Here is a 24,264-nt window from a genome sequence, read left to right on the forward strand (position 1 = left end):
GGGTTCGCCCTAATGTTAAACTATGGATTTTTTATCTTTATTTTTAATCTTTATAGCCTTAGAGCTCTTTGAGTCAAATTGGCAAAAATCTGATACTCTTCATGGGGTTTTACATAACAATTATTCTATTTATCAAAAGGGAATAATCTACTTTTTCTTATTAAATCCAAGTTTTATCTATTCTATTTTTTTAGTAATCTTTTTACAAAATAATGGCTTTTTAATGTTAAGTATAGTTGGATTAAAATTTTTAGATATTGCATTTAAATTAAATCTTTTAACTAAGATGTCTCAGGGTATTGATTTACAAGAGATTATGCCAAATATACAAATGAATTTTATCTTTAGATATATGAACGCTTTAATATACCCAATCACATTTTTTTTTGCAGTTAGTTATTTCTAAGTTTTAATATTTTCTTTTGAAAAATCTTATCTATCCTTTTCTTTTTAAATTACTATGTTATACTTCATTCAACAAATTATATAGGAGTTGCCAATGCAATATTTAGTAATCGCGTATGACAATGAAGGTGCTTTAGAAAAAAGACTTGAAGTTAGAGATGCTCACGTAGAAGGGGCAAAAAAACTTATGGCTGAAGGTAAGATTATAGATGCGGGAGCTCTTATAGAAGAAGATAAAATGGTTGGTTCTACACTTTTTGTTGATTTTGAAGATGATGATGAAATCAATGAGTGGTTAGAGAGTGAACCATATGTAACTAATGGTGTTTGGAATATGGAAGATTTCCAAATCGTTCCTGTTAAATTACTTCCAAAAAACTAATTAAATAAGCCTCAAAAAGGCTTATTTAATCTTTATCTCTCCCCTCCTATCAAGAAAAAACGAAATAGAATATATCATCTAATCATTTCAGTTACAAGTTTAAGAGCTAATTTCCTAACAATTAAAAAAAGCGAAAGTTCCATTGTAAAATTCATGTTTATAGGATATCCTAGTATTAATCTCACTCAAAAGTATCTTTTTAGTTAGTACCTATCTTTTTTGTAAGTTCTTGTTTTTCTAATGTAAATGAGTTAGACTACTCTTAATAAAATTTTAAGGGGAAATTATGAAAAAAGAAGAAAAGTCAAAAAATGCTTATGTAAAAGGTGTATCATCTTTGATACTAGGCTTGTCATTAATGGTTAATTCACATGCAAGTGAACTTCCAAATTTTCTGGATAAAAATGACATTGTAAATGCAGAGTTTAAATGTTTACCTACAAAAAATGATTATTCTAAAGAAGATCAAAAATACATAGATATTTTATGGGATGAAACACTTCAATATTTAAATGCTTATGCCGTAGCGTTAACTTCACCTGAAAATAGTGAATGTTTAAATTCAGATGAAGCTGTAATTGACACAACAAATGGAAATAGAAAAATGTGTATTATGGATAGAAGAGATATGAAACTAATGGTAAAAAACATTTATCAAGTGGTAAACAATCCAGATAGAGCAAAAGCTTGTTTTAGTGCAAGGGAAGATGTTAACTGGATATATAGTCCAAGTAAAGAGATGGAAAAATCTTCACCTGTTGCAAAATGGCTTAATCGTACTACATTTAAAGAGTTTTTCAAAGAAAAAGTTACAAATAAAGAGGTACAAAAACTAGGAAAAAGCTTTACTCAAAATTTTTATAAAATGCTTACAGGCGATGAAGTTAAAATGCCCTCAGCTTTCCCTTATGATATAAGTGCAAATGCATTACCAAACCTATGGGCAGCAGCAGGTTGGTTCCCAATGTATGCACAAGAGAGTAAAAGAAATGACAAGAACTTTTTTAATATCCGTGGAGGATATGCATATGCTGAGATTTTTGGACATTGGGGTCTTTTAAGAATAGATGAGATAAATGGACAAAAAGTAGGGGCAGAGGTTGGTATGACAGTACAATCAGTAGACACACTATACCCTTATCATAATCATGCAATCTCTGAAATATATTATAATATGAGAGTTCCAGCTTGTACAAAACAGTTTAAAAGTTTTGCTATAAAAGAGGATTCAAAGCTATTAAAAACTGTAAAAGTTGATGATAAAATGAGAAGAGTTCAGTTTGATGCAGGACAAGAACATGAACATGAGATGTGGGCAGAAGGAAGCTACGATAAAGACCCACTAATGTATTTCCATCAAAATACTATACATGCTTTTGAAGTAGATGGAGATTGTGAAGCAAAACCAGAAGAAAGAGCTATAGTTTCAGTATGGGCAAGAAGTAATGCACATGATAAAAGAAATGACTATGGTACAACACTACTATGTGAATCTGCTGAAAAACCAGGAACTCCAGCTCATAGAGGTGAAATGATACAGTGTGATTTAACTCATACTAAATGGTAAATAAAATAAGTTTCAATATAATATATTAGTATGGATTAATAATCTATTAGTTCATACTAATTAAAAAACTTAAGGGGTGAAGAGATGGAATACAAATACATTATAGTTGAAAAGAGAAAGAATATTGTTGGCTTAATTACTCTAAATAGACCTAAAGCTTATAATGCATTATCATCTGCTTTGATAAATGAACTTTCAGATGCAATTAAAAAATTTGAAGAAGATAAAAATATTGGTGCAATTGTCTTAACCGGTGGAGACAATATATTTGCAGCTGGAGCAGATATAAAAGAGTTATCAAGCTTAGATTTTGCAAGCGCTTATAACAATGATTTCATAACTAAAGAGTGGCATAATTTAGAAAACCATAAAAAACCAATAATTGCAGCAGTTTCTGGAGTTGCCCTTGGTGGAGGTTGCGAATTGGCTCTTTTATGTGATATTACCATTTGTGATACAAGTGCAAAGTTTGGACAACCTGAAATTACAATAGGTACTATGCCAGGAATTGGAGGAACTCAAAGATTAACAAGAGCTGTAGGAAAATCAAAAGCTATGTTGATGTGCTTAACAGGAGATGCAATAGATGCAAATGAAGCAAGAAACTATGGACTTGTTGCAAAAGTTAGTGCTAAAGGAGAAGCAATAGATGATGCAATTGAAATTGCCTTAAAGATTGCATCTATGAGCCAACCAGTTGTAAAACTAATAAAAGAATCAGTAGATAATGCTTATGAAGCTAGTTTACAAGTAGGACTTAAAAATGAAAGAAAGTCTTTTTATTCAACTTTTTCTTTAGAAGATAAAACTGAAGGAATGAATGCTTTTATTGAAAAGAGAAAAGCTACTTTTATAAATAAATAATATAAAAAGACCACAGTTTTTTAACTTTGGTCTTTTATTCTCATCTAAAAATCTAAAAAAATTATTGACTGTAATCAAAGCCTTATGTATATCATCTTGATTTGTATCAATGATAAACATTATCAATACTGTTATTATCCTACTAATGTTTTTCATTTAAGGAATTAAAATGCAATTTTCAACAAACCCAAATGGTTTTACACCAAAAATAGAAGAAAAATGGTGGGATAGGTTTACCTCTCAATCTCATCAATTATATTTTACATCTGCAATATTTTTCGCATTAGTTATTATGCTTTTAACATTTATATCATTTTTAGGGAAAGTCTCTTTAGATTTTTCATTAATACATGGCTTTGGATTAAACTATGCAGTATTTACAAATGCTTTTTTAGGTTTTTTAATAACAGTAATGCCAAAATTTAATGGCTCTAAATCAATTGATAAGAAGATTTATTTAAATACATGGTTTGTTTTTCAAATAGGAATTATTTTGTCTTTATTAGGTTTTACAAACATAGGTAAGATTCTAGTATCTTTTATTATGTTTTATTTTGTGAAAGTATTCTATGATAATATAAAACAAGGTCGTGTTTCATTTAAAAAGGATAGAATATATTTAAATCTAGTCTTTTTATTTGGAGCTGTTTTTTTAATCTTAGAAGTTGTTTTTCAAATTAACTTATCTTTATTAATATTTTTTGCCTATCTAGTTAGTTTGGTGTTTTTAGTTGCACAAAGAATGATTCCAGCATTTTATAGCTCATATATGCAAACAATGTCTTGGGATAAACCAGCTTATATAAGGGAGATTTCTGTAGGTCTATTTCTAGCATTAGGTATCTCTTTGCAGTTTGAGTTTTTATTTTTATTAAAAATCACATCTTTTATATCTACAGTGTTTTTTACATATATTGTGATGAATCTAAATATTTATAAAAAATCGCCAGCTATTATTTCCATATTAGTAGTATCATTTTTTTGGCTTATTATTGGTTTTGTAGCATTATTTATTGAATCTTTATTAGAAATTTATTCTTTAAAATTAGCACTTCATATTTTTGCATTAGGATTTGTAGTAACATTGCTTATAGGATTTGGAAGTAGGGTAGTAATGGGACATGCCGTTCCAGCTCAAAAAATTGTTGCAGATAAAATTACAAAATTTGTGTTTGTATTAACTCAAGTAGTTGTTGTTGCAAGAGTTCTTGCTTCTGTCTTATTTTTAAATGATTCTACATTTTATATGGGGTTTTTACATCTAAGCTCTTGGCTTTGGATATTTATGTTTATAATCTGGAGTACAAGATATGCAAAAATATTGATCAGAATTAAATCATAAAAAGGAACAATTAATAAATGTGCAAAATTCTTTGATAAGGTAAAAGACTAAAATTAGAAAATAATACTATTTTAGTACTATTCATGAGTATAATTATTTTATCAAAAGGTACTATGATGAATGGGTTAAAAATTAGTAAATTAAATTTTTCACTGATATTTATTTTCTTCATAATTATCCTATGGCTTATATCGTATGGGATGATTATTCCAAACTATAAAAATCTAGAAACTAAAAAAAATAATGTCAATATAAATACAATTTTATCTAAACTTAATATAGAAATAACGAATCTAAAAAATACTATAGATGATTATAGTAAGTGGGATGATACTTATAATTTTATTGAAAATAAAAACTCTTCTTATATTTACGAAAATTTTAGAGAAGGTACAGCTACTTTATCTGACTTAAATATTGATATGATTTTTTATACTGATAAATCAAGTAATATTATTTTTGATAAATATACTAAGAATATAAATATTTTAGATAAGAATAACTTTATGTTAAAGATAACTGATTTATTAAAAGGTGTTGATAACTTTTATTCAATTGAGTCTATAGATAAAAAGTTGTTTTTTCTTGTTAAACTTGAGATAAAAAAGAGTGATGAACTAGGTGATTCAAATGGATTTATATATTCATTAAAGATTATTGATGAAGAATATATTAAAAATATATCTAATGTTTTTGAGCAAACTAAATTAAGCTTGATAAAACCAGAAAAAAATTATGTTCATAGTATTGAGAATAAATATGTTAAAAGTATAAAATCACATTCATATTTTGAAGATAATAAAATCTATAGCAATATTGGCTTTTTCTCAAAAGATAGATTTTTATTTAATTTAGAAACTGTAAACACTGCTGAGGTATTAGATGATGGTTTACGAGTAACTTATTATTATAATTTTATTATTACGATACTTTTGTTTTTATTTATATATTCATCTTATAAAAAGCAAAAAAGTTTACAAAACTATAATGAAGAACTTGAACTTCAGGTTCAAAAAAGAACTGAAAATCTTAATAATAGTATTAGACTAGTTGAGGAAAAAAATAAAGAATTATATAAGTTATCAACAATGGATTCACTAACTAATATCAAAAATAGAAGATCTTTTTTTGAAAAGAGTAAAGAACTTTTATCTAAAGCAAATGAAGAAAATAAAAATTACTTTGTATTGTTAATTGACATTGATTATTCTAAAAAGATAAATGATAACTACGGTCATTCTATAGGAGATAGTGTTTTACAAGAGTTTTGTTTAACTATCTTATCAATAATTGATATAGATGCAGTTTTTGGAAGAATAGGGGGAGAAGAGTTTTGTATATCTTTATTTGATAAAGATGAAGAATATGTTTTTAGTTTAGCTGAAAAAATTAGAAAAAAATGTGATGAAAATATAATGAAAATAAATAATATTGAGGTAAAATTTACAATCTCTATTGGAATTAGTTCAAATAAAAATAAAGAAGAATATATCGATGAAATTCTTCAAAATGCAGATGATTTACTATATACCGCAAAAAGAACAGGAAGAAATAAAGTTATAAGAAATGTATAAAAAGCAGTAGAAATTTCTACTACTTTTTAGTTAATCACTTCAAATTTACCATTTACTCCAATAACCTCATAGGCATAACCAAAACCATAATCTACATTTGTATTAATTGTACCAACAACTTTTACTTTGTTTCCAACTACAATTTTTTCATCTTCATTAGGTGATCTAAAAATAACAGCTTCTTTACCATCATAAATTTTAACCCAAGTATTACCCATAACTTTATTTGAGACTTGTAAAACCTCACCTTGAATCTCTACATTTTTGTTTTTAAATTTGTCTTTATTGGAAAAAATCTCAGAGATATTTGTTTTTATAGCAGAACCTTTAGCCACAACAACTTTTTCATTAAATTTTGGATTTGGTTTCATTGCTTGTTTTTGTTTTTTATTAATCATATCTCCATGAATAGAGTGAATATTGTCAACTCCTGAAATGGCTTTTTTAGGATACATTGCAAATAAAATCTTATCAAAAGTTTTATCTAATGTTTTGCTTTTAAAGTTTTTCATCCAAACTTGCTCTTTTATAGTGATTGAACTACCAACTTTTATTGGTGTTTTCATAATTGCAGCCCAATATTGTTCGCCTTTCTCTTCTACTTTTAAGTAAGTATAAGCGCCACTATTTATGCTCTCTAAAACTTTTACCTCATGGGGTTCATTTACTGCATATGCTAAATTTGCTGATAAAAGGATTGATAAACATCCTAAAGTCAATTTTTTAAACATGATTTACCTTTATGTGAATAATTATTCATAATAATAACAATATAAAATTAAATAAAAATTGATTTAGGTTAAGAAAAAGAAAATTTAGATTCAAAATTTTAATCAAAAATTTATTTATAAAAATTATAAAAAATTAAATCATAAATAATACTTTAAATCTAAATATAAATTGTACTTATATTTAATTGTTTTAAAACTCTATAAAAAGGCATTTATATTAAAGAATATGAACTTAAAAAAAGATTATTATAAATTATATAGGTTTAGGTAAAAAATAATTTACATCAAAAAGTGCCTGTTTATAGTATAAATAATTATTCATTCTTGATTTAGGTCAAGGAAACTTCTTTAAAAAATTCTTATACTTTCAATGCAGTTAAAAGGATTAAGAATGGAAAGAAACAAAATTGTTGTTTACGGTTCTATTTTAAGTTTTCTTATCGCTGTTGGTTTATTTGGTTATACGGTATATGCATCTAAAATGTTGTCATATCTGTCTAGTGATCCAAAGGCATGTATTAATTGTCACACGATGAATTCAGCATATGCAACGTGGTCTAAAAGTTCACACAAAAATGTTGCAAGCTGTGTTGATTGTCACTTGCCTGTTGGTGATGTTGTTGCTAAGTATAAAGCAAAAGCAATTGACGGATGGAATCACTCGGTAGCATTTACGATGAACACTTATGAAAATAATATTGACATAAGTGAAGATGGTGCAAGTAGAGTACAAGCAAATTGTATTAGATGTCATGGAGATTTAACATCTCAAATGGGAGCTAATGCAAGAAATTACCATAGTGGTGATGAGTATAGTTTAAATAGTGATCGAAAGTGTTGGGATTGTCATAAGTTCACACCTCATGGCAAAGTACGTAGTTTAACATCAACTCCATATAGTATTGGTGTTAAAGAAAGAATGAAATAAGAAGGGGAAGGAAGATGAAGAAGTTTAAAGTGTTACTTGCTGCTTCATTAATAGCAATTGGTTGTTTAACAGCATTAATTGCATCTATTAATGAAAAGAAAGAGGAACAAAAAATCATAAACTCTGTACCACAAGTTGACAGATGGCAAACAAAAAATGAAGAGTTTAAAAAGTTTTATCCAAGACAATATGACTCATGGAAAAAAACAAAAGAAAGCGATGACATAGATGATATGTTAAAAGAGTATCCAGAATTGGCAGTATTATGGGCTGGTTATGGGTTTGCAAAAGATTATAATGCTCCAAGAGGGCACTTCTATGCAATCGAAGATAATAGAAATACATTAAGAACAGGTGCTCCTGTTGATTCAAAAACTGGTCCTATGCCAACTGCATGTTGGACTTGTAAATCTCCAGATGTTCCAAGAATTATGAATGAGCAAGGTGATTTAGAGTACTTTACTGGTAAATGGGCAAAATATGGTTCTGACATTATTAATCCTATTGGTTGTGTGGATTGTCATAACCCTAAAACTATGGAACTGCAAGTTAACAGAAAATATCTAGATGATGGTTTAAAAGCTGCTGGTTTAACTTCATTAGCTGATGCAACTCACCAAGAGATGAGAACAATGGTATGTGCTCAATGTCACGTTGAATACTATTTCAAAAAAACTGATAATGGAAAAGGTGGTTTTGCTAAAGTTGTAACTCTTCCTTGGGCTGAAGGTACAACTGTTGATGATATGGAAAGATATTATGATAACATTAACTTTAAAGATTGGACACATAAAATTTCTAAAACTCCAATGTTAAAAACTCAACACCCTGGATATGAGATGTATTTAACAGGTGCACATGGTAAAAACAATGTTTCTTGTGCAGACTGTCATATGCCTTATAAAAGAGAAGGTGGAGTTAAATATACAGACCATAATATAGGAAATCCATTAGAAAATATGGAAAATACTTGTATGACTTGTCATAGAACTTCTGAAAAATCTTTGCTTGCAACAATTGCAGAGAAAAAAGAAAGAAAGACTGAGTTACATAAAAAATCAATGGCACAAATTGCTGCTGCGCACTTAGAAGCTGGAAAAGCTTGGGAAGTCGGAGCAACTGAGGCTGAAATGGCTCCTGTATTAAAAGATATTAGACATGCTCAATGGAGATGGGATTACGCTGTTGCATCACACCCAGCATTCTTCCACGCACCAGAAGAGACATTAAGAGTTCTAGCTACTGCATTAGAAAAAGCAGGAAATGCAAGAATTAAATTAGCTAAAATTTTAGCTAAACATGGAGCAGCAGATTATGTAGCACCAACAATTGATTCTAAAGAGAAAGCTCAAGAGATTATTGGATTACCGTTCGACAAATTAGTTGAAGATAAAAAGAAATTCAAAAATGGTCTTTTAATCGAGTGGAAAAAAGAAGCTCAAGAAAAAGGCATTTATAATCCTGAATCAACAAAAGGTATTGAAGATAAAACATCTTACGATTAATCCTTCCAAAACTTACTGTTTTAGAAGAGGGGATTTCATCCCTCTCTTCTACTATTTTTAATAAATAACACCTAATCATTCTCCTCCTATTGATATTTTAGGTGTTATTTATTAAGAATATTAATTTTAGATATTATTTAGGAAAAAAATTGAAAACACTATTGAAAAATCTTTTTTCTATGGAAGTTATAACTGTATTTATGCTTTTATTTGCATTTGCATGTGCTGTTGGAACTTTTGTTGAAAACGATTATGGTACATTAGCAGCTAGATCATTTGTATATAATCAAACATGGTTTGAACTAATTATGGTAGTTTTAACTATTGGTTCTATATTAAATATTATATGGTTTAAAATGTATAAAATCAAAAAGTTTTTTATATTTTTTATTCATATCTCTTTTGCTTTTTTACTCATAGGAAGTACCTTAACAAGATATGTGGGTTTTGAAGCAATTATGACAATTCCTGAATCAACTATACAAAATAAAATGCTTTCAAATGATGAATATATTCAAGCAACAATTTTTAATAAAGATAATAAAGAACTTTTAAAAAAAGATCAAAAAGTTCTAATGACACAACTATCTCAAACAGATTTTGATTTTGATATAAATGAAGATATCAATCTAAGCTTTAAAAGATTTGTTCCTAATGCAGCTGAAAAAATTATAACTGTAAAAGATGGGAAACCTTTAGTAAATCTAATTATTACAAATATGGCTGGAGCAAAAAGTATTGATTTACAAAATGAAAAAATTCATGAATCAAAATTTGCAAATTTTTCTTTAAATAAAGAGATAAAAGATGAGAATAAATCAAAAATTTATTTTATAACAAAAGATAAAAAAATATATATTAAATCTAATATTGCTCTTTCGTTTGAGTATATGGATGGAACAAGAAGAGGAAGAATTAAAGCAAATGAAGCATTGCCTTTAAGAGATGATGTAATTTATACAGTTGCCCAAACAAGATTTGCAACTCCTGATTTTTCTGCTTCAGGGAAAGTTGAGGTAGTAAGTATAAAAAAAGAGTTAGTAAAAAAAGAAAAACTTTTAAATGCAGTTATAGTTGAACTTAACAATAAAGGTAAAGTTCAAGATGTGGCACTTTTTGGAAAGGGTGGTTCAAATGAAGGTTATACAAAAACTATAAAACTTAATGATGGGAAAATTTTAAAACTTTCATGGGGTGCAAAAATTTTAGAACTTCCTTTTTCAATATATTTAAGCAATTTCAAACTTGAAAGATACCCTGGTTCTAACTCTCCTTCAGCTTATTCTAGTGATGTGAAAGTTTATGATACAAAAGAGGATATAAGCTTTGAACAAACAATCTCTATGAATAATACTTTATATTACAAAGGGTATAAATTTTTTCAAAGTTCATACACTATGAATGAAAGTGCGACTATTCTTTCAGTTAATAATGACCCCGGTGTGATTCCTACTTATATTGGATATGCCTTATTATTTACAGGATTATTCTTAAGTTTATTTATGAAAAATGGTCGGTTTAGAAAATTAGCAAATAAAAAATATGAACTTAAAAATATCTCTACAGCTATAGTTTTGAGTATTTTATTTTTATTTAGTTCAGATTTAAAAGCACAGGAAAATACAGCTGATTTAAAGATTATAAAAAATATTGATATAAACCATGCGAACAGATTAGGGAAAGTTTTAATTCAAGATTATCAAGGAAGAATTAAACCAATAAACTCTTTAGCAATTGAGATTATGAATAAGGTTATTAGAAAAGAGTCTTTATATGGATTAAATGCAAATCAACTTTTTATAAGTATGATAATAAACCCTAGATCTTGGCAAAAACTTCCGATAATAAAAGTTAAAAATAAAGAGTTAAAAAAAGTATTGGGAATAAACCCAAGTGATAAGTACTTTAGTTTTGATAATGTTTATAATCAATTTGGTACCTATAAATTTGAAGATGATTTAGAAATAGCAAATCAAAAAAAACCATCACAAAGAACAAAATTTGATAAAGAACTTATCAAAGTAGATGAAAGATTAAATATCATTTATAATCTTTTTACAGGGGCATTTTTGAAACTATTTCCAAAGGTAGAAGACAAAAACAATAAATGGTTAGACCCAACATTAGCAATTTCTGTTATAAATGATGGCGTTGGTGCTTTACAAAAAAAAGAAGCAAAAGTTATTGCAAATCTAATGGATAATTATTTCATCGCTTTAAAAGATGCAAATGAAAATAAAGATACTTGGGAAAAAGCTGATTATGCCTTATTAGAAATTATAGACTATCAAAATAAATATGGTAAAAACGTTATGCCAAGTGGCTTTAAAATAGATGCTGAGTTGATGTTTAATAAATACAATATTTTTAAGAATTTAACACCAGCTTATTTGATTTTAGGACTTGTTTTATTGGCCTTAGTATTTTATAAAATATTTAAACCAATGGTAAAATTAGAAAAAACTTCAAAAATCTTTTTATCTTTATTTGCTGTTTTATTTTTAGTTCATACTTTTGGCTTAGCTTTAAGATGGTATGTTTCAGGACACGCTCCATGGTCAAATGGATATGAATCTATGATTTATATTGCTTGGGCTATTGTTTTTTCTGGAATAATCTTTTCCAAGCAATCAGTTCTTGCTTTGGCAACAACTTCACTTTTAAGTGGTATTACTCTTTTTGTGGCACATCTTTCATGGCTTGAACCACAAATTACAACATTAACACCAGTTTTAAAATCTTATTGGTTAACAATTCATGTTAGTGTGATAACTGCAAGTTATGGCTTTTTGGCTTTATGTGCACTTTTAGGTTTTTTAACTTTAGTTTTATATATCTTTTTAGATAAAAACAAAGATGATTTAAAACAAGAATCTTTGAAAGTATCAATTAAAGAAGCTAGAAGAATAAATGAGATGTCAATGATTATAGGTATAGTTTTACTTGTAATAGGAAACTTTCTTGGTGGAATTTGGGCAAATGAATCTTGGGGAAGATATTGGGGTTGGGATCCAAAAGAAACATGGACTTTAGTTTCAATTATGATTTATGCAGTGATTTTACACTTACAATATATCAAAGGATTAGCCTCAAATTATCTTTTCTCTGCTCTTTCTTTGATTGCTTATGCTTCTATTGTTATGACATATTTTGGAGTTAATTATTATCTATCTGGACTACATTCATATGCTGCAGGTGACCCAGTACCAATTCCAACATTTGTACCTGTTACGATAATAGTAGTTTTAGCACTAATAGCAATATCTTTTAGAAATAGAAAGTTAGTATAAGTTTAAAAAATTAATATTGAAGAAAAAAAAGATATAATTTATAAAAAAATATAAATTATGAATGAAATTATAGAATGTAAAAACTGTGGTCTATTTATCAAAGTTGAAACTAAAAGGGCAATTTGCCCTAGATGCTCTAGTAAAATAAAACTATTTAATACCCATTCAAAAGATTCTTTGTATTATGCCTTATCATCTTTACTTCTTTTAATACTTCTAAATATTTATCCTTTGATGAGTCTTTCTATTAATGGAAACATTTTAAAAACAACACTTTTTAATACTTTTCAAACTCTTTTTGATGAAGGTTTTATTTTTGTCTCAATATTGGGTTTTTTTACAGTTATAATAGCACCAATATTCAATTCACTTGTTATAATCTTTGCTTTTATTCAAGAAAATCAAAAGTTTAAAATATTTTCCAATAAAAGTTTATATAATGGATTTCATTTCTTTAAAGCTTGGGGTTTTGTTGAGGTTTTTGTAGTAAGTATCATAGTTACATATATAAAACTTGCTGGTATGGTTTCAAGCACAAGATTTGATATAGGATTTTATATTATGCTTTTTTATCTATTTTTATTTTATATGTCAAACAAAAAATTTGAAGTAAAAAGTGTATTTAAATAATGGTTTTAATATCTTGTAGAAACTGTCATAAAGTATATAAAAGAGATAACTATACTCCATTTAAATGTGATAGATGTGAACACACAGTTACAAAAAGGGTTAAAGATTCATTACAAATATCCCTTGCCTTAGTTATAAGTGCTTTATTACTTTTTATTCCAGCAATGCTTTATCCTATGATGGAAGTTACAAGATTTGGTTTAAATGAGAGTAGTACTATTTTTGAAGGGGTAATCGCTTTTTTAAATCATGGGGATTATTTTATTGCAATTGTAATTTTAACTGCAAGTGTAATAATTCCATTAACTAAGCTTTTAGGACTGATGTTTATTTTTATATCTTTATGGATTGAAACCCCTTTTAAAAATAAAACAAAGTTAAAAATGTTTCATTTTATAGAATTAATTGGAAAGTGGTCTATGATAGATATTTATGTTGTTGCTTTATTAGCTTCAACTGTACAAATAAATGAAATATTTAATATAAAAGGTGGAATAGCTGCAACATCTTTTGCATTGGTGGTGATATTAACAATGATTGCAGCAAATAAATTTGACACAAGGATTATTTGGGATGAGTAGTGAAAAATTTGAAGATAATATAGAAACTGTAGTTTACAAACCTAAAGAAAAACAGAAAAAAACTCTTTCTTTTATTTGGATTTTGCCATTGATAATTTTAAGTATATTAGGGTGGATTGCATATGAAAGTTATACTAAAAAAGGTACCAATATCACTGTTACTTTTAAAAGTGCAGAAGGTCTAAAAGAAGGAGTTACACCTTTAGAGTATAAAGGGCTTCAATTAGGGAAAGTAACCAAAATACATATTAATGATTTAAATAGTGTCAAAGTAAATATTCTTGTAAATAGTGATGTTGCAGATTTTATTGCAACAGAGGGGTCAAGTTTTTGGATTAAAAAACCTACTATCTCTTTAACAAAGGTTTCTGGATTAGGGACTTTGTTAAGTGGTAATAAAATTGAAGTTCTTCCAAAATACAATGACTTGAAAAAGTATGAGAATGTAAAGGCTAAATATCATTTTGAGGGTCTTGATACTAAACCTAGTTTAGAAACAAATGGAAATGGATATTATGTCTCAATTTTATCAAATAGGGCTGATTTTGTAGAAGTTGAAACACCTATTTTTTATAATAAATTTCAAATTGGTGAAATTGTTTCAAAGGTATTTAAAGATGAGCAAGTATATTTAAAAGCTTATATTTATGATAGATACAATCATCTTGTAAATAGTAGTTCAAAGTTTTATATGAATAAAGCTTTAGATGTTAATTTTGGTCCAGGTGGAGTGAAACTAGAAGTTAGTTCTTTTTATTCTGCTTTAATTGGTGGAATAAATGTTTTAACATTAGAAAAAGATGCTAATAAAATGAAAGAGGATGAGTCTTATATTTTATATGAAAATAAAGAAGAACTTGAAGAAAAAACCTTTTTAAACTTGAAGTTTGATACTGCAAATGGAATAGGAAAAAGAACTTCAATCATGTATAAAGGGATTGAAGTTGGAAAAATAAAAGAGTTCCACTTAAATGATAACAGTGTTATTGCAAAAGCTTTTGTATATAAAAATTATGACTATTTACTTTCAGAAAATTCAAGATTTTATTTAAATAGTGTAGAAGTGGGAATTGATGGTGTAAAAAATCTAAATACAGTAGTTAGTGGAAATTATATATCCGTAGATTATAAAAAAGGAAAAGCAAAATATTTTTTTGAAATTCAAAATAAAAAAACTATAAAAGAAGATAATGATTTAATCATTACATTAAATAGTAATAGGTTAAATTCAATTACAAAAGATAGTAAGATTTATTACAAAAATATTCCTATAGGAGAAGTTTTAGATTATACCTTAAGTGATGATTTTAAAAAAGTAAAAATATCTGTTTTAATAAAGTCAAAATATAAATCTTTGGTAAATGATAAAACTATGTTTTATGATATGAGTTCAAGATTAATTGAGTTAAAAAACTTTGATTTTAATGTCAACTATTCAGGTGTAAAACCATTTTTAAATGGTGGTATTTCCCTTGTAAATATAGGAGATTTTAAATCAAAAAGAAAAACTTTTAAACTTTTTGAAACATATAAAGAGCTTGATGAATTAAAAAAACTAAAAACAAAAGGTTTTGTTGCTAATGTTTATTTTGATAATAGTTTTGAGTTAAAAGATAAACAAACAATAAATTACAAGAACCATGAGATTGGATATATTAAAAGTATTGATTTTGGTGAAAAAGAATCAAAAGTAAAAATATTTATTTATAACAAGTATAAAAAATATCTAAATAAAAATAGTAGATTTTACAAAAAAGCTCCAATAAAATTTGATGCCTCTTTAGGGGGTGTTGTTTTTGAACTTGATAATCTAAGCTCAATATTACATGGTTCTATCAACCTTGATAACACTTCGAAACAAAAGCTTCCAAGGTATCAAATTTATGCTTCTTATGATGATATGATTAATTCTGTAAATACTTTAAATGTAACTTTTGATGATGTTGAAGGCTTAAAAACACAGTTTTCTAAACTACTTTACAAAGGCGTAGAGGTTGGAAAAGTTACAAATATATCTTTAACAAACAAAAATAAAGTCTTAGTAAAAATCCAGATTTCTAAAGATTATGAGAAATTTGCAAAAAATGGAACAATTTTTTATCTTAAGAAGCCTAAAATCTCATTAAATGAGATTCAAAACATAGGTTCAACTATCATGCCTGTAAATATTGGTGTTGTAACAAGCTCTAGTAAAATAACAGATAATCGATTTGCTGGTGTTGACTCATTAGAGGATATTTATGCAAATGAAAGTGGCGAGGTTTTAACTGTTGTCTCAATTGAACCAACAAAAATAAATAAAGAAGCACCAATCTATTATAAAAATGTTCAAATAGGGAAAGTTAATAAAATAAAACTTAGTTTTGATGGTTCAAAAACATATATTTATTGTTTGATTTATGATAAATATAAACACTTCGTTAGAACTAACTCAACTTTTCATGATATAAGTGGTTTTAAAATGAAATTTTCACTTTTTAGTGGAACAGAAATTGAGACAAATACTTTTACCTCTTTGATAAAAGGTGGTCTAATAGTAGTTACACCATATGATTATAATGAAGTTGCAAGTCCAAAAGATAGCTTTACCTTAGAAAAAGGATTAAAAGAGGGATGGGAAAATATCAATCCTAGTATAAAAATCTTTGATTAAAAAGAAGTAGAAAACTTAGTTTTCTACTTTTAGTCATAGGTATTATCCATATCAAAATCATCATTGTAGTTTGGTTGATCAGGGATATTTCCTAAAGAGTTCTCATCAATTTTAAAACTATCCAAATCATAGTTTTTCCCTTGATAAAACTTTTGTTCCTCTTTATATTTTTTTTCTTTTTCCATTTGTTTTTGAATGTTTTTCTTATGTAAATTATCACTTGCAAAAGAGCTAACTATTATAAAAGTTATTGCTAAAACTATTTTATACATATTAATCCTTTCTTTGGATGTAATAATTGTATACTAAATTAGTTTAGTTGACTTTGACTTGTATCAAAATTCAAATATACTTTTGCGGCTTTAAATAGATTAAAAAACAAATATATATTTGAAATAGCAAAAATAATTGCAGCAAGTTTTAATAAAATTAGATAATTAAAAATTAAAAATAATAAAAAAATTACAATTGCACTTAGGTGTAAATAAAATTGAAACTCAATATGTTTTGGTGGAATCATATCTCTTATTGTTGGTATATCAAAAAAACCTTTTGAACTTAGATGAAACCATGCTAAAAAAGGAACTATTTTATACAACATCCCATTCATAAGTGACATTATAAAACCAATCCCCCACAACACTCCTAAAATCTCAATTTTAAAATTTATATATTCTGAAACTAAAAAGTATAAAGAACCAAGAATTAGAAAAACCATACTTGTAATATAATAATAAACAGATAAATCTTTTAATTTTCTTTTTCTACTTATTATAGTTTTTATTGTTTGATATGCAAAATATGTACAAATAAAAAATAAAGATATTTTATAAAAAAACAACTCTTCAAATCCTAAGAATAAAAATACAGAAAATGCAAGTAGTAAGCTTACTGTAAAGTAGATTATAAATTTTTGTTTTGTTTTTTCAAATGGATTAGTTACCCAAAACATTGGAACTACTTGAAAGGTAATAGAGGCAATAAGTAAAAAAATAAAACCTACAAAAATAAAATTATAGTGGATATTTGTAAAAATAAAATATGAAGCACTAATATTTTCTCTTGCATGGGAAATCCCCATATGAACACCAATTAAGATACCTATTAGTGCAAATAAAGTAGCAAAAATCATACCTTGTACAATAAAAGATTTAGGTTTCACTTTTATTAGTTCATATAAACAAATACCTAAAAAAAGAAGTGATGCAATTAGTAATGATATTGATGAAATATATAAAGCAATCTTTTCATAAAAATAAAAACCTAGAAAAAATGTTATAACTCCTATTACTAAAAAAGTAAAAGTTGTATTTGCTACAATTTTTGGTTTTTTTATAACTGCTCCTGCAACTACGGGAAGCATTTGAAGTAATGCTCCAAATATAATCATTAGAATAAATCCAATTGTTAAAATATGAACAATAGCAATTGTTTGGCGTGTATACATATTTAAATCATCTAAAAAAAATACAATAAAGCCAGCAATAGCTGCAAAAAGTGGAGCTGATAAGAAAAATTTTAGAGGTGCTTCAAATGGTGGAGCTTGATCAAGACTTAGTCCTGTATACATTTTCTCTGCTCCTCAAAAAATTCTTCTTTAAATATATAGATTTCAACTTGATTGTTTTTTTCCAAAGTTAAATATTTGAAACCATTTTGATTTAAGATATTAAATAACATCATTGGTTGCATTCTATGAACCATCTTTATATAACTTGTTTCAGATATATTTCCAAGGTTTTGAACAACCAAGTTTAATGGCTCTGGTGATTCAAGCATTGTACAATCAAGTAAAATCTCTTTTAACATTTTAAATCTCGTTCATTTTGTTTATAACTTCTTGCGAATCTAAAGCATTATCAACCATGTTATACATAATTTGTTCTTCTTTCATATTATGTTGTTGAGCTAAAAACATTAGATTTTCACTAAGACCTAAAAAAGAGTTTTTATCTTTTGCTTCAATAGCACTTTTCATTTTAGTTAATAAAACTCTCATTTGATTATGTTCCATTATCATAACTTGCGTTGGATTACAACCTTCACTTTGTGCATCATTAAACATTGGGAACATAACTTTTTCTTCCATATCAAAGTGTTTAATCATATGTTCATGAAACTCTTCAAACATAGATATTCCATTGTCAAAATTTTCTTGGTCAATCATATTTTCAAGATTTGCAAATTGTTCGTCGCAAGCTCTGTGGTCATTTGTCATAAATTCGTTTACACTCATATATCATCCTTTTTTTATAAGAATAATATATGAAAATATAAATAATTTCATTGATATAAATCAATGAATTAAAAGTCTAAGAAGGTTTGTAATTTATCTTTATTTATTAGATTTCTATCTTTATCTAAGATATTTAAATCTTTAAGTTTTTTAAGAACTCTTGAAAGAGTTTCTGGAGTCATATTAAGTTCATTTGCAACTTCTTTATTTTTCTTCATAATAAAATCATTTGTACGTTCATCAATATAGTGTGCAACTTTTGTTGTGGCATCAAAAATTAAACTTCTATTTAAAAGACCTTCCATCCCTCTAATTTTTCTTGTTAGGGATTTAATTACATGAAAAGAGATATCAGGATTAGTTTTTAAAAGATTTACAAACTCCTCTTTTTTTACTAAAAGAAACTCACATTTATCCATAGCAACACAAGTTGCAGGGAATTTAAAGTTCTCAATTGATGCCATTTCTGCTATCATAGTTGGAGCTGCAAAATTATGCAAGACTATCTCATTCCCTTTTGAATCAACTTTATAAACCTTGGCTATACCACTATTTAGAAAATAGAAATATTTTGGTTCTTCTGTTTCATAGAATATTATTTGGTCTTTCTCAAAGTTCTTTGTTATTGTTATTTGAGCAATTTTTTCTAATTCATTTTGCTCTAATCCATTAAAAATTTCATGCTTTTGTAATCTATTTATTGTTTTCATCTAAGAAGTATATAAACAGATTCCTTAAAATGTTATTCTGAAGTTGATATATGTCAATGATATTAAAAGTTTTTTTTAATACAATATATAAGTTGGGGATACAGGGAGAAAAATGAAATTAGAAGAGGCTATAAAAAGTATCAATCTTTTTTCACAAATAAGTGAAGAGGAGATAAAGATATTAAAAGATATTAGTCATATTTCAAGATATGAAAAAGATTCAATTTTATACTATGAAGCTGATACTACGGATAAATTGTTATTTTTGCTTGAGGGACAAATAAAAGTTTATAAAATTGATAAATATGATAATGAGATTTTTTTATATTATGTATATGCTAATACGATGATATCTGAACTTTCTAGTTTGGAAGAAAACAAAGTTAGATGTTTTTCTAATGCAGAATTTATAAAAGAGAGCTCACTTCTATCAATTGATTATAAAAAATTTAAAGAGAGTTTTTTGTATCAAAATGAACTTGTGATGAAATTTGTTGAAGAATTAATATATAAAAATCAACAACTTCAATGTATTATAAATCGAGAATTGGTTTTTGATGCAACATCAAAGGTTGCATTTATGTTGATAAATGATTTAGATATGTTTAATGATTTAAAAAGAACAGAAGTATCACTTCTTTTACATATCCAACCAGAAACTCTATCAAGGGTTTTAAAAAGACTTTCTAGAAATGGAACCATTGAAATAGAAAGAGGAAAGATAATAATACATAATTATGATGAATTAAAAGGAATATACATGGGAGTTGGAATATGAAAACTCAAAGTGTAAGTAATAAAATAAAAGTTATAGGTGCATTATTGATGATTACAATATTTGCAGTTATCTCAATTACAATACATTTAAATTACAAAAATACAAAAGATGCCTTGATTGTAAATATTGCAGGTAAGCAAAGAATGCTTACTCAAAGAATTACTAAAAATATATACTTTATAAATCAAACAAAATCAAAAAATTTTACAGAGATGGATAAGGCAATTTCTCAATTTATCTTTGGATTAGCAACATTAAAAGATGGAAATAAAAGTCTTGATATCACTGAAGCTCCAGTACATGATATCAAATCTCAAATAGAAAAAGTGCAAGTTTTATGGAATGTTTTTTATAAGAATTCTTTAGAGTTTAAAGAAGCAATTTTAAAAAATGATACACAAAAAATCAACTCATTGTTACTATACTTTAATGAAGCAAACAATGAACTGCTTTTTGAAGTGGATGAGATTGTTACTCTTTATACTAACTATATAGAAGAGAAAACAAATTTTATTAAAAACTTTCAATATACAGCATTTGGCTTTTTATTTATATTTTCACTATATTCTTTAATACAGTTAAGACAAATACAATCCCATGCAAATGAGTTTATTGAAAAAGCAAAAGAGATTGGTAATAAAAATATTAATGAGATGGCACCAATAAAAGTTGAAGGTGAAAAAGAGTTTGTTGAAATGGCAGATAACTATAATCAATTTATCTCAAAAGTATCAAGTGCCGTAAATTATTCACAAAATGCTTTAGAACAATCAAAATTAGCTTCAGATAAACTTGAAAGCTTAACCGATGAGTTTGATAATCTAATTAGTGAAATTGAAAATAAATCAGATGTAATGAACCAAATTGATAAAAGTGAAGATATAGTAATTGAATCAACTGAGGAATTATTAAAATCAACAAAAAAATTACAAGACTTAAAAGCAGAATTAGATAAGTTATTGACTAGTTGTAGTATTGATAAAAAAGCTTAAGAAAAAAACCGATATTAAAACTTTGAATAAAGAGGATATCGGTTTTATTTTTACATAAATTATAACCACTTTTTTCCAAAAAAAAATTGACTTAAGTCAATTTCTTCACAAAAAAATAATAGTTTAAAATCCCCATTTTATGGTATCTATAAAGAATAAAAACTTTTTAATAAATTTGACACAGGTCAAGAAATAAACCTTTACTTAATTGTTAGAATTACTTGTTTGAAAACAATTTCATTAAAGGAGAGGAAATGGCACTTTCAAGAAGAGATTTTCTAAAAAGTTCGGCAGCAGCTTCTGCAGCAGCAGCAGTTGGCATGTCAGTTCCAAGTAATTTACAAGCAGCTTCAAATCAAGCAGAAGCTGGTTGGAGATGGGACAAAGCAGCTTGTAGATTTTGTGGTACAGGTTGTGGAATTATGATGGCAACGAAAAATGGACGAATCGTTGCAGTTAAAGGAGACCCAGCAGCACCAGTTAACAGAGGTCTTAACTGTATTAAAGGTTATTTTAATGCAAAAATTATGTATGGAGCAGATAGATTAAAAACTCCATTATTAAGAGTTAACGCAAAAGGTGAGTTTGATAAAAATGGTAAATTCGCACCAGTTTCATGGCAAAGAGCATTTGATGAGATGGAAGTTCACATCAAAAAAGCACTTAAAGCTAGTGGACCTGAGGGAGTAGGAGTATTTGCTTCTGGACAATATACAGTTATGGAAGGTTATGCAGCACAAAAGATGATGAAAGGTGGATTTAGATCAAATGCTATTGATCCAAATGCAAGACACTGTATGGCATCTGCTGTTGTTGGTTTCTATCAAACATTTGGTATTGATGAACCATCTGGATGTTATGATGATATTGAGTTAACTGACACTGTTGTATCTTGGGGATCAAATATGGCTGAGATGCACCCAATTTTATGGTCAAGGGTAACTGATAGAAAATTATCTGATCCAAAAAATGTAAAAGTTGTAAATATTTCAACTTATAGACATAGAACTTCAGATTTAGCTGATATGGAGATTATTTTTACTCCAAACACTGATTTAGCTTTATGGAACTATATTGCAAGAGAGATTGTATATAACAATCCTGAAGCAATTGATTGGGATTTTGTTAAAAAACATATTGTTTTTGCAGCAAGTCCAGTTAATATGGGTTATGGAATGAGAAGAGAGGGTGAAAAATCACTTAAAGATGGTAAATATACAGCTAAAGAGATGGAAACAATTTCTAAAGAGATGAAAAAGAAAGTTTCTGAAACTGAAGCTCCTGCATTAGCACCTTATGGATATAAAGAAGGTGATGTGATGGTTAATAAACCAGCAGGTCTTAAACACTGGGAAATCTCATTTGAAGAGTATAAAAAATTCTTAGATCCTTATACATTAGATTATGTGGCAAAAATATCTAAAGGTGACCCTGATGAATCACTTGAAGAGTTTAAACAAAAACTTCAAACATTAGCTTCTTTATATATCGAAAAATCAAGAAAAGTAGTATCTTTCTGGACTATGGGTATGAACCAACACACAAGAGGTACTTGGGTAAATACTTTAGCATATAATGTTCACTTCTTATTAAACAAACAAGCAAAACCAGGTTCGGGTGCATTTTCACTTACTGGTCAACCAAGTGCTTGTGGTACAGCAAGAGAAGTTGGAACTTTCTGTCACAGATTACCAGCTGATATGATGGTTGCAAATGGTAAACATAGAAAAATTGTTGAAAAATCATGGAAAATTCCTGAAGGTACTTTAAACCCTGTAGGAAATCAACATATTATGAAAATCCATAGAGATATTGAAGATGGTGTTGTTAAATTTGCGTGGGTAAATGTATGTAACCCTTATCAAGATACAGCAAGTGCAACTCACTGGATTAAAGCTGCAAGACAAATGGATAATTTCATTGTAACTTCAGATGGATATCCAGGTATTTCTGCAAAAGTATCTGACCTTATTTTACCATCAGCAATGATTTATGAAAAATGGGGAGCATATGGAAATGCTGAAAGAAGAACTCAACACTGGAGACAACAAGTATTACCAGTAGGTGATGCAATGTCTGATACATGGCAATGGGTTGAACTTTCAAAAAGATTTACTGTTAAAGATTTATGGGGTGGATATACTCTAAGAAACGGTAAAAAACTTCCAAATGTAATTGCAGATGCTAAGAAAATGGGATATGACGAAAACACTACAATGTTTGAGATTTTATATAAACAAGGTGGAGAAAAATATCCAAAAGATATGGAAGATCCAATTAATGTAGGTTTTGATGATTCTGATGCTTTAGGTGATAGTAGAAATGTTAAAGGAAGTGATGGAGAGGTTTGGAAAGGTTATGGTTTCCATATCCAAAAATATCTATTTGAAGAGTATGCAAACTTTGGACGTGGACATGCACACGATTTAGCTGACTTTGATACATATCATAAAGTAAGAGGACTTAAATGGCCCGTTGTTGATGGTAAAGAAACTCAATGGAGATTTAATACTAAATACGATCCATATGCAAAAAAATATGGGAAAGAAACAGGACATACTGAGTTTGCATTCTATGGTACATTAGCTAAAGCACTTGCACAAGGTGATTTAACTGGTATCAAAGATAAAACAAAAAAATCATTAAAAAATAAAGCAAAAATCTTCGCACGTCCATATATGGATCCACCAGAAATACCAGATACTGAGTATCCAGTATGGATGAGTACAGGTAGAGTTTTAGAACACTGGCATAGTGGAACAATGACAATGAGAGTTCCAGAATTATATAGAGCAGTTCCAGAAGCATTATGTTACATACATCCAGAAGATGCTAAAAAATACGGAGTTTCACAAGGTGGACTTTGCTGGGTTGAATCTAGACGTGGAAAAGTTAAAGCAAGAGTGGAAACTAGAGGAAGAAATAGACCTTCAAGAGGTTTAGTATTTGTTCCATGGTTTGATGAGAAAGTATTTATTAATAAAGTTTGTCTGGATGCTACTTGTCCGCAATCAAAACAAACTGACTTTAAAAAATGTGCAGTAAAAATTTACAAAGCGTAATTTTATAGATACTTTTAAGTAAATTAAAAAGAGA

General features: G+C 27.6%; 21 protein-coding genes. 15 read left to right on the forward strand and 6 right to left on the reverse strand.

Going from position 1 to position 24,264, the window contains the following annotated elements; genetic code table 11:
- Positions 1-22: 22 nt before the first annotated feature.
- From AC2TY9_RS06670 to AC2TY9_RS06695, 6 genes are all read left to right on the forward strand, one after another.
- Positions 23-406, forward strand: a complete 384-nt coding sequence (locus AC2TY9_RS06670) for a hypothetical protein (protein WP_489780164.1) — start codon at positions 23-25, stop codon at positions 404-406.
- A gap of 93 nt (positions 407-499) precedes the next feature.
- A complete protein-coding gene (locus tag AC2TY9_RS06675; RefSeq protein ID WP_489780165.1) occupies positions 500-787 on the forward strand; it encodes a YciI family protein in 288 nt (95 codons plus the stop codon).
- 286 nt (positions 788-1,073) lie between these two features.
- The gene (gene dddY / locus AC2TY9_RS06680; RefSeq protein WP_489780166.1) at positions 1,074-2,354 is read left to right on the forward strand and encodes a dimethylsulfoniopropionate lyase DddY; all 1,281 of its coding nucleotides are present in this window, start codon (positions 1,074-1,076) and stop codon (positions 2,352-2,354) included.
- Positions 2,355-2,438: 84 nt separating this feature from the next.
- A complete protein-coding gene (locus AC2TY9_RS06685) occupies positions 2,439-3,218 on the forward strand; it encodes an enoyl-CoA hydratase-related protein (RefSeq protein WP_489780167.1) in 780 nt (259 codons plus the stop codon).
- Between the two features lie 169 nt (positions 3,219-3,387).
- Positions 3,388-4,560: an NnrS family protein gene (locus tag AC2TY9_RS06690; protein WP_489780168.1), complete on the forward strand. Its 1,173-nt coding sequence runs from the start codon at positions 3,388-3,390 to the stop codon at positions 4,558-4,560.
- Positions 4,561-4,676: 116 nt separating this feature from the next.
- Complete coding sequence (locus AC2TY9_RS06695) at positions 4,677-6,134, forward strand: sensor domain-containing diguanylate cyclase (RefSeq protein ID WP_489780169.1); 1,458 nt, start codon at positions 4,677-4,679, stop codon at positions 6,132-6,134.
- Positions 6,135-6,160: 26 nt separating this feature from the next.
- Here AC2TY9_RS06695 and AC2TY9_RS06700 read toward each other — a convergent pair whose 3' ends face one another.
- On the reverse strand, positions 6,161-6,865 hold the full coding sequence (locus tag AC2TY9_RS06700; RefSeq protein WP_489780170.1) for a GW dipeptide domain-containing protein: 705 nt from the start codon (positions 6,863-6,865) through the stop codon (positions 6,161-6,163).
- 391 nt (positions 6,866-7,256) lie between these two features.
- Between AC2TY9_RS06700 and nrfH the strand changes: the two genes are divergently transcribed.
- The 6 genes from nrfH (at position 7,257) to AC2TY9_RS06730 (ending at position 16,452) form a co-directional block, all read left to right on the forward strand.
- Positions 7,257-7,793 carry a cytochrome c nitrite reductase small subunit gene (gene nrfH / locus AC2TY9_RS06705; RefSeq protein ID WP_489780171.1) on the forward strand — a complete coding sequence of 179 codons (537 nt, stop codon included), beginning with the start codon at positions 7,257-7,259 and terminating at the stop codon, positions 7,791-7,793.
- Positions 7,794-7,807: 14 nt separating this feature from the next.
- On the forward strand, positions 7,808-9,298 hold the full coding sequence (gene nrfA / locus AC2TY9_RS06710) for an ammonia-forming cytochrome c nitrite reductase (protein WP_489780172.1): 1,491 nt from the start codon (positions 7,808-7,810) through the stop codon (positions 9,296-9,298).
- Between the two features lie 149 nt (positions 9,299-9,447).
- The gene (locus tag AC2TY9_RS06715) at positions 9,448-12,588 is read left to right on the forward strand and encodes a cytochrome c biogenesis protein (protein ID WP_489780173.1); all 3,141 of its coding nucleotides are present in this window, start codon (positions 9,448-9,450) and stop codon (positions 12,586-12,588) included.
- 57 nt (positions 12,589-12,645) lie between these two features.
- Positions 12,646-13,218, forward strand: a complete 573-nt coding sequence (locus AC2TY9_RS06720; RefSeq protein ID WP_489780174.1) for a paraquat-inducible protein A — start codon at positions 12,646-12,648, stop codon at positions 13,216-13,218.
- Positions 13,218-13,799, forward strand: coding sequence for a paraquat-inducible protein A (locus tag AC2TY9_RS06725; protein ID WP_489780175.1), 582 nt, complete (start codon positions 13,218-13,220; stop codon positions 13,797-13,799). The genes AC2TY9_RS06720 and AC2TY9_RS06725 overlap by 1 nt, the downstream gene beginning before the upstream one ends.
- Positions 13,792-16,452, forward strand: a complete 2,661-nt coding sequence (locus tag AC2TY9_RS06730) for an MlaD family protein (RefSeq protein ID WP_489780176.1) — start codon at positions 13,792-13,794, stop codon at positions 16,450-16,452. The genes AC2TY9_RS06725 and AC2TY9_RS06730 overlap by 8 nt, the downstream gene beginning before the upstream one ends.
- A 29-nt stretch (positions 16,453-16,481) precedes the next feature.
- Here AC2TY9_RS06730 and AC2TY9_RS06735 read toward each other — a convergent pair whose 3' ends face one another.
- The 5 genes from AC2TY9_RS06735 to AC2TY9_RS06755 form a co-directional block, all read right to left on the reverse strand.
- Entirely contained in the window at positions 16,482-16,724 is a 243-nt protein-coding gene (locus tag AC2TY9_RS06735; protein ID WP_489780177.1) for a hypothetical protein, read from the reverse strand.
- Positions 16,725-16,762: 38 nt separating this feature from the next.
- Positions 16,763-18,022, reverse strand: a complete 1,260-nt coding sequence (locus tag AC2TY9_RS06740; RefSeq protein ID WP_489780178.1) for a hypothetical protein — start codon at positions 18,020-18,022, stop codon at positions 16,763-16,765.
- Positions 18,007-18,261 carry a hypothetical protein gene (locus AC2TY9_RS06745; protein WP_489780179.1) on the reverse strand — a complete coding sequence of 85 codons (255 nt, stop codon included), beginning with the start codon at positions 18,259-18,261 and terminating at the stop codon, positions 18,007-18,009. Before AC2TY9_RS06745 ends, AC2TY9_RS06740 begins: the two co-directional genes overlap by 16 nt.
- Before the next feature lies 1 nt (position 18,262).
- On the reverse strand, positions 18,263-18,688 hold the full coding sequence (locus tag AC2TY9_RS06750) for a hemerythrin domain-containing protein (protein WP_489780180.1): 426 nt from the start codon (positions 18,686-18,688) through the stop codon (positions 18,263-18,265).
- 68 nt (positions 18,689-18,756) lie between these two features.
- Positions 18,757-19,398 (reverse strand): Crp/Fnr family transcriptional regulator, encoded by a 642-nt coding sequence (locus AC2TY9_RS06755; protein ID WP_489780181.1) that lies wholly within the window; start codon positions 19,396-19,398, stop codon positions 18,757-18,759.
- Between the two features lie 112 nt (positions 19,399-19,510).
- On the opposite strand from AC2TY9_RS06755, the gene AC2TY9_RS06760 reads away from it, so the two are divergent.
- The 3 genes from AC2TY9_RS06760 (at position 19,511) to napA (ending at position 24,230) form a co-directional block, all read left to right on the forward strand.
- The gene (locus AC2TY9_RS06760) at positions 19,511-20,176 is read left to right on the forward strand and encodes a Crp/Fnr family transcriptional regulator (RefSeq protein ID WP_489780182.1); all 666 of its coding nucleotides are present in this window, start codon (positions 19,511-19,513) and stop codon (positions 20,174-20,176) included.
- Positions 20,173-21,168, forward strand: a complete 996-nt coding sequence (locus AC2TY9_RS06765) for a type IV pili methyl-accepting chemotaxis transducer N-terminal domain-containing protein (protein ID WP_489780183.1) — start codon at positions 20,173-20,175, stop codon at positions 21,166-21,168. Before AC2TY9_RS06760 ends, AC2TY9_RS06765 begins: the two co-directional genes overlap by 4 nt.
- A gap of 254 nt (positions 21,169-21,422) precedes the next feature.
- Complete coding sequence (gene napA / locus AC2TY9_RS06770) at positions 21,423-24,230, forward strand: nitrate reductase catalytic subunit NapA (protein ID WP_489780184.1); 2,808 nt, start codon at positions 21,423-21,425, stop codon at positions 24,228-24,230.
- Positions 24,231-24,264 lie beyond the last annotated feature (34 nt).

The organism is Arcobacter sp. ISO1, from assembly GCF_058105185.1.

Excerpts from the sequence above, each read along its gene's own strand:
- AC2TY9_RS06670 (WP_489780164.1), top strand. The coding sequence starts at position 23 with ATGGATTTTTTATCTTTATTTTTAATCTTTATAGCCTTAGAGCTCTTT.
- AC2TY9_RS06675 (WP_489780165.1), top strand. The coding sequence starts at position 500 with ATGCAATATTTAGTAATCGCGTATGACAATGAAGGTGCTTTAGAAAAA.
- dddY (WP_489780166.1), top strand. The coding sequence starts at position 1,074 with ATGAAAAAAGAAGAAAAGTCAAAAAATGCTTATGTAAAAGGTGTATCA.
- AC2TY9_RS06685 (WP_489780167.1), top strand. The coding sequence starts at position 2,439 with ATGGAATACAAATACATTATAGTTGAAAAGAGAAAGAATATTGTTGGC.
- AC2TY9_RS06690 (WP_489780168.1), top strand. The coding sequence starts at position 3,388 with ATGCAATTTTCAACAAACCCAAATGGTTTTACACCAAAAATAGAAGAA.
- AC2TY9_RS06695 (WP_489780169.1), top strand. The coding sequence starts at position 4,677 with ATGAATGGGTTAAAAATTAGTAAATTAAATTTTTCACTGATATTTATT.
- AC2TY9_RS06700 (WP_489780170.1), bottom strand. The coding sequence starts at position 6,865 with ATGTTTAAAAAATTGACTTTAGGATGTTTATCAATCCTTTTATCAGCA.
- nrfH (WP_489780171.1), top strand. The coding sequence starts at position 7,257 with ATGGAAAGAAACAAAATTGTTGTTTACGGTTCTATTTTAAGTTTTCTT.
- nrfA (WP_489780172.1), top strand. The coding sequence starts at position 7,808 with ATGAAGAAGTTTAAAGTGTTACTTGCTGCTTCATTAATAGCAATTGGT.
- AC2TY9_RS06720 (WP_489780174.1), top strand. The coding sequence starts at position 12,646 with ATGAATGAAATTATAGAATGTAAAAACTGTGGTCTATTTATCAAAGTT.
- AC2TY9_RS06725 (WP_489780175.1), top strand. The coding sequence starts at position 13,218 with ATGGTTTTAATATCTTGTAGAAACTGTCATAAAGTATATAAAAGAGAT.
- AC2TY9_RS06730 (WP_489780176.1), top strand. The coding sequence starts at position 13,792 with ATGAGTAGTGAAAAATTTGAAGATAATATAGAAACTGTAGTTTACAAA.
- AC2TY9_RS06735 (WP_489780177.1), bottom strand. The coding sequence starts at position 16,724 with ATGTATAAAATAGTTTTAGCAATAACTTTTATAATAGTTAGCTCTTTT.
- AC2TY9_RS06740 (WP_489780178.1), bottom strand. The coding sequence starts at position 18,022 with ATGTATACAGGACTAAGTCTTGATCAAGCTCCACCATTTGAAGCACCT.
- AC2TY9_RS06745 (WP_489780179.1), bottom strand. The coding sequence starts at position 18,261 with ATGTTAAAAGAGATTTTACTTGATTGTACAATGCTTGAATCACCAGAG.
- AC2TY9_RS06750 (WP_489780180.1), bottom strand. The coding sequence starts at position 18,688 with ATGAGTGTAAACGAATTTATGACAAATGACCACAGAGCTTGCGACGAA.
- AC2TY9_RS06755 (WP_489780181.1), bottom strand. The coding sequence starts at position 19,398 with ATGAAAACAATAAATAGATTACAAAAGCATGAAATTTTTAATGGATTA.
- AC2TY9_RS06760 (WP_489780182.1), top strand. The coding sequence starts at position 19,511 with ATGAAATTAGAAGAGGCTATAAAAAGTATCAATCTTTTTTCACAAATA.
- AC2TY9_RS06765 (WP_489780183.1), top strand. The coding sequence starts at position 20,173 with ATGAAAACTCAAAGTGTAAGTAATAAAATAAAAGTTATAGGTGCATTA.
- napA (WP_489780184.1), top strand. The coding sequence starts at position 21,423 with ATGGCACTTTCAAGAAGAGATTTTCTAAAAAGTTCGGCAGCAGCTTCT.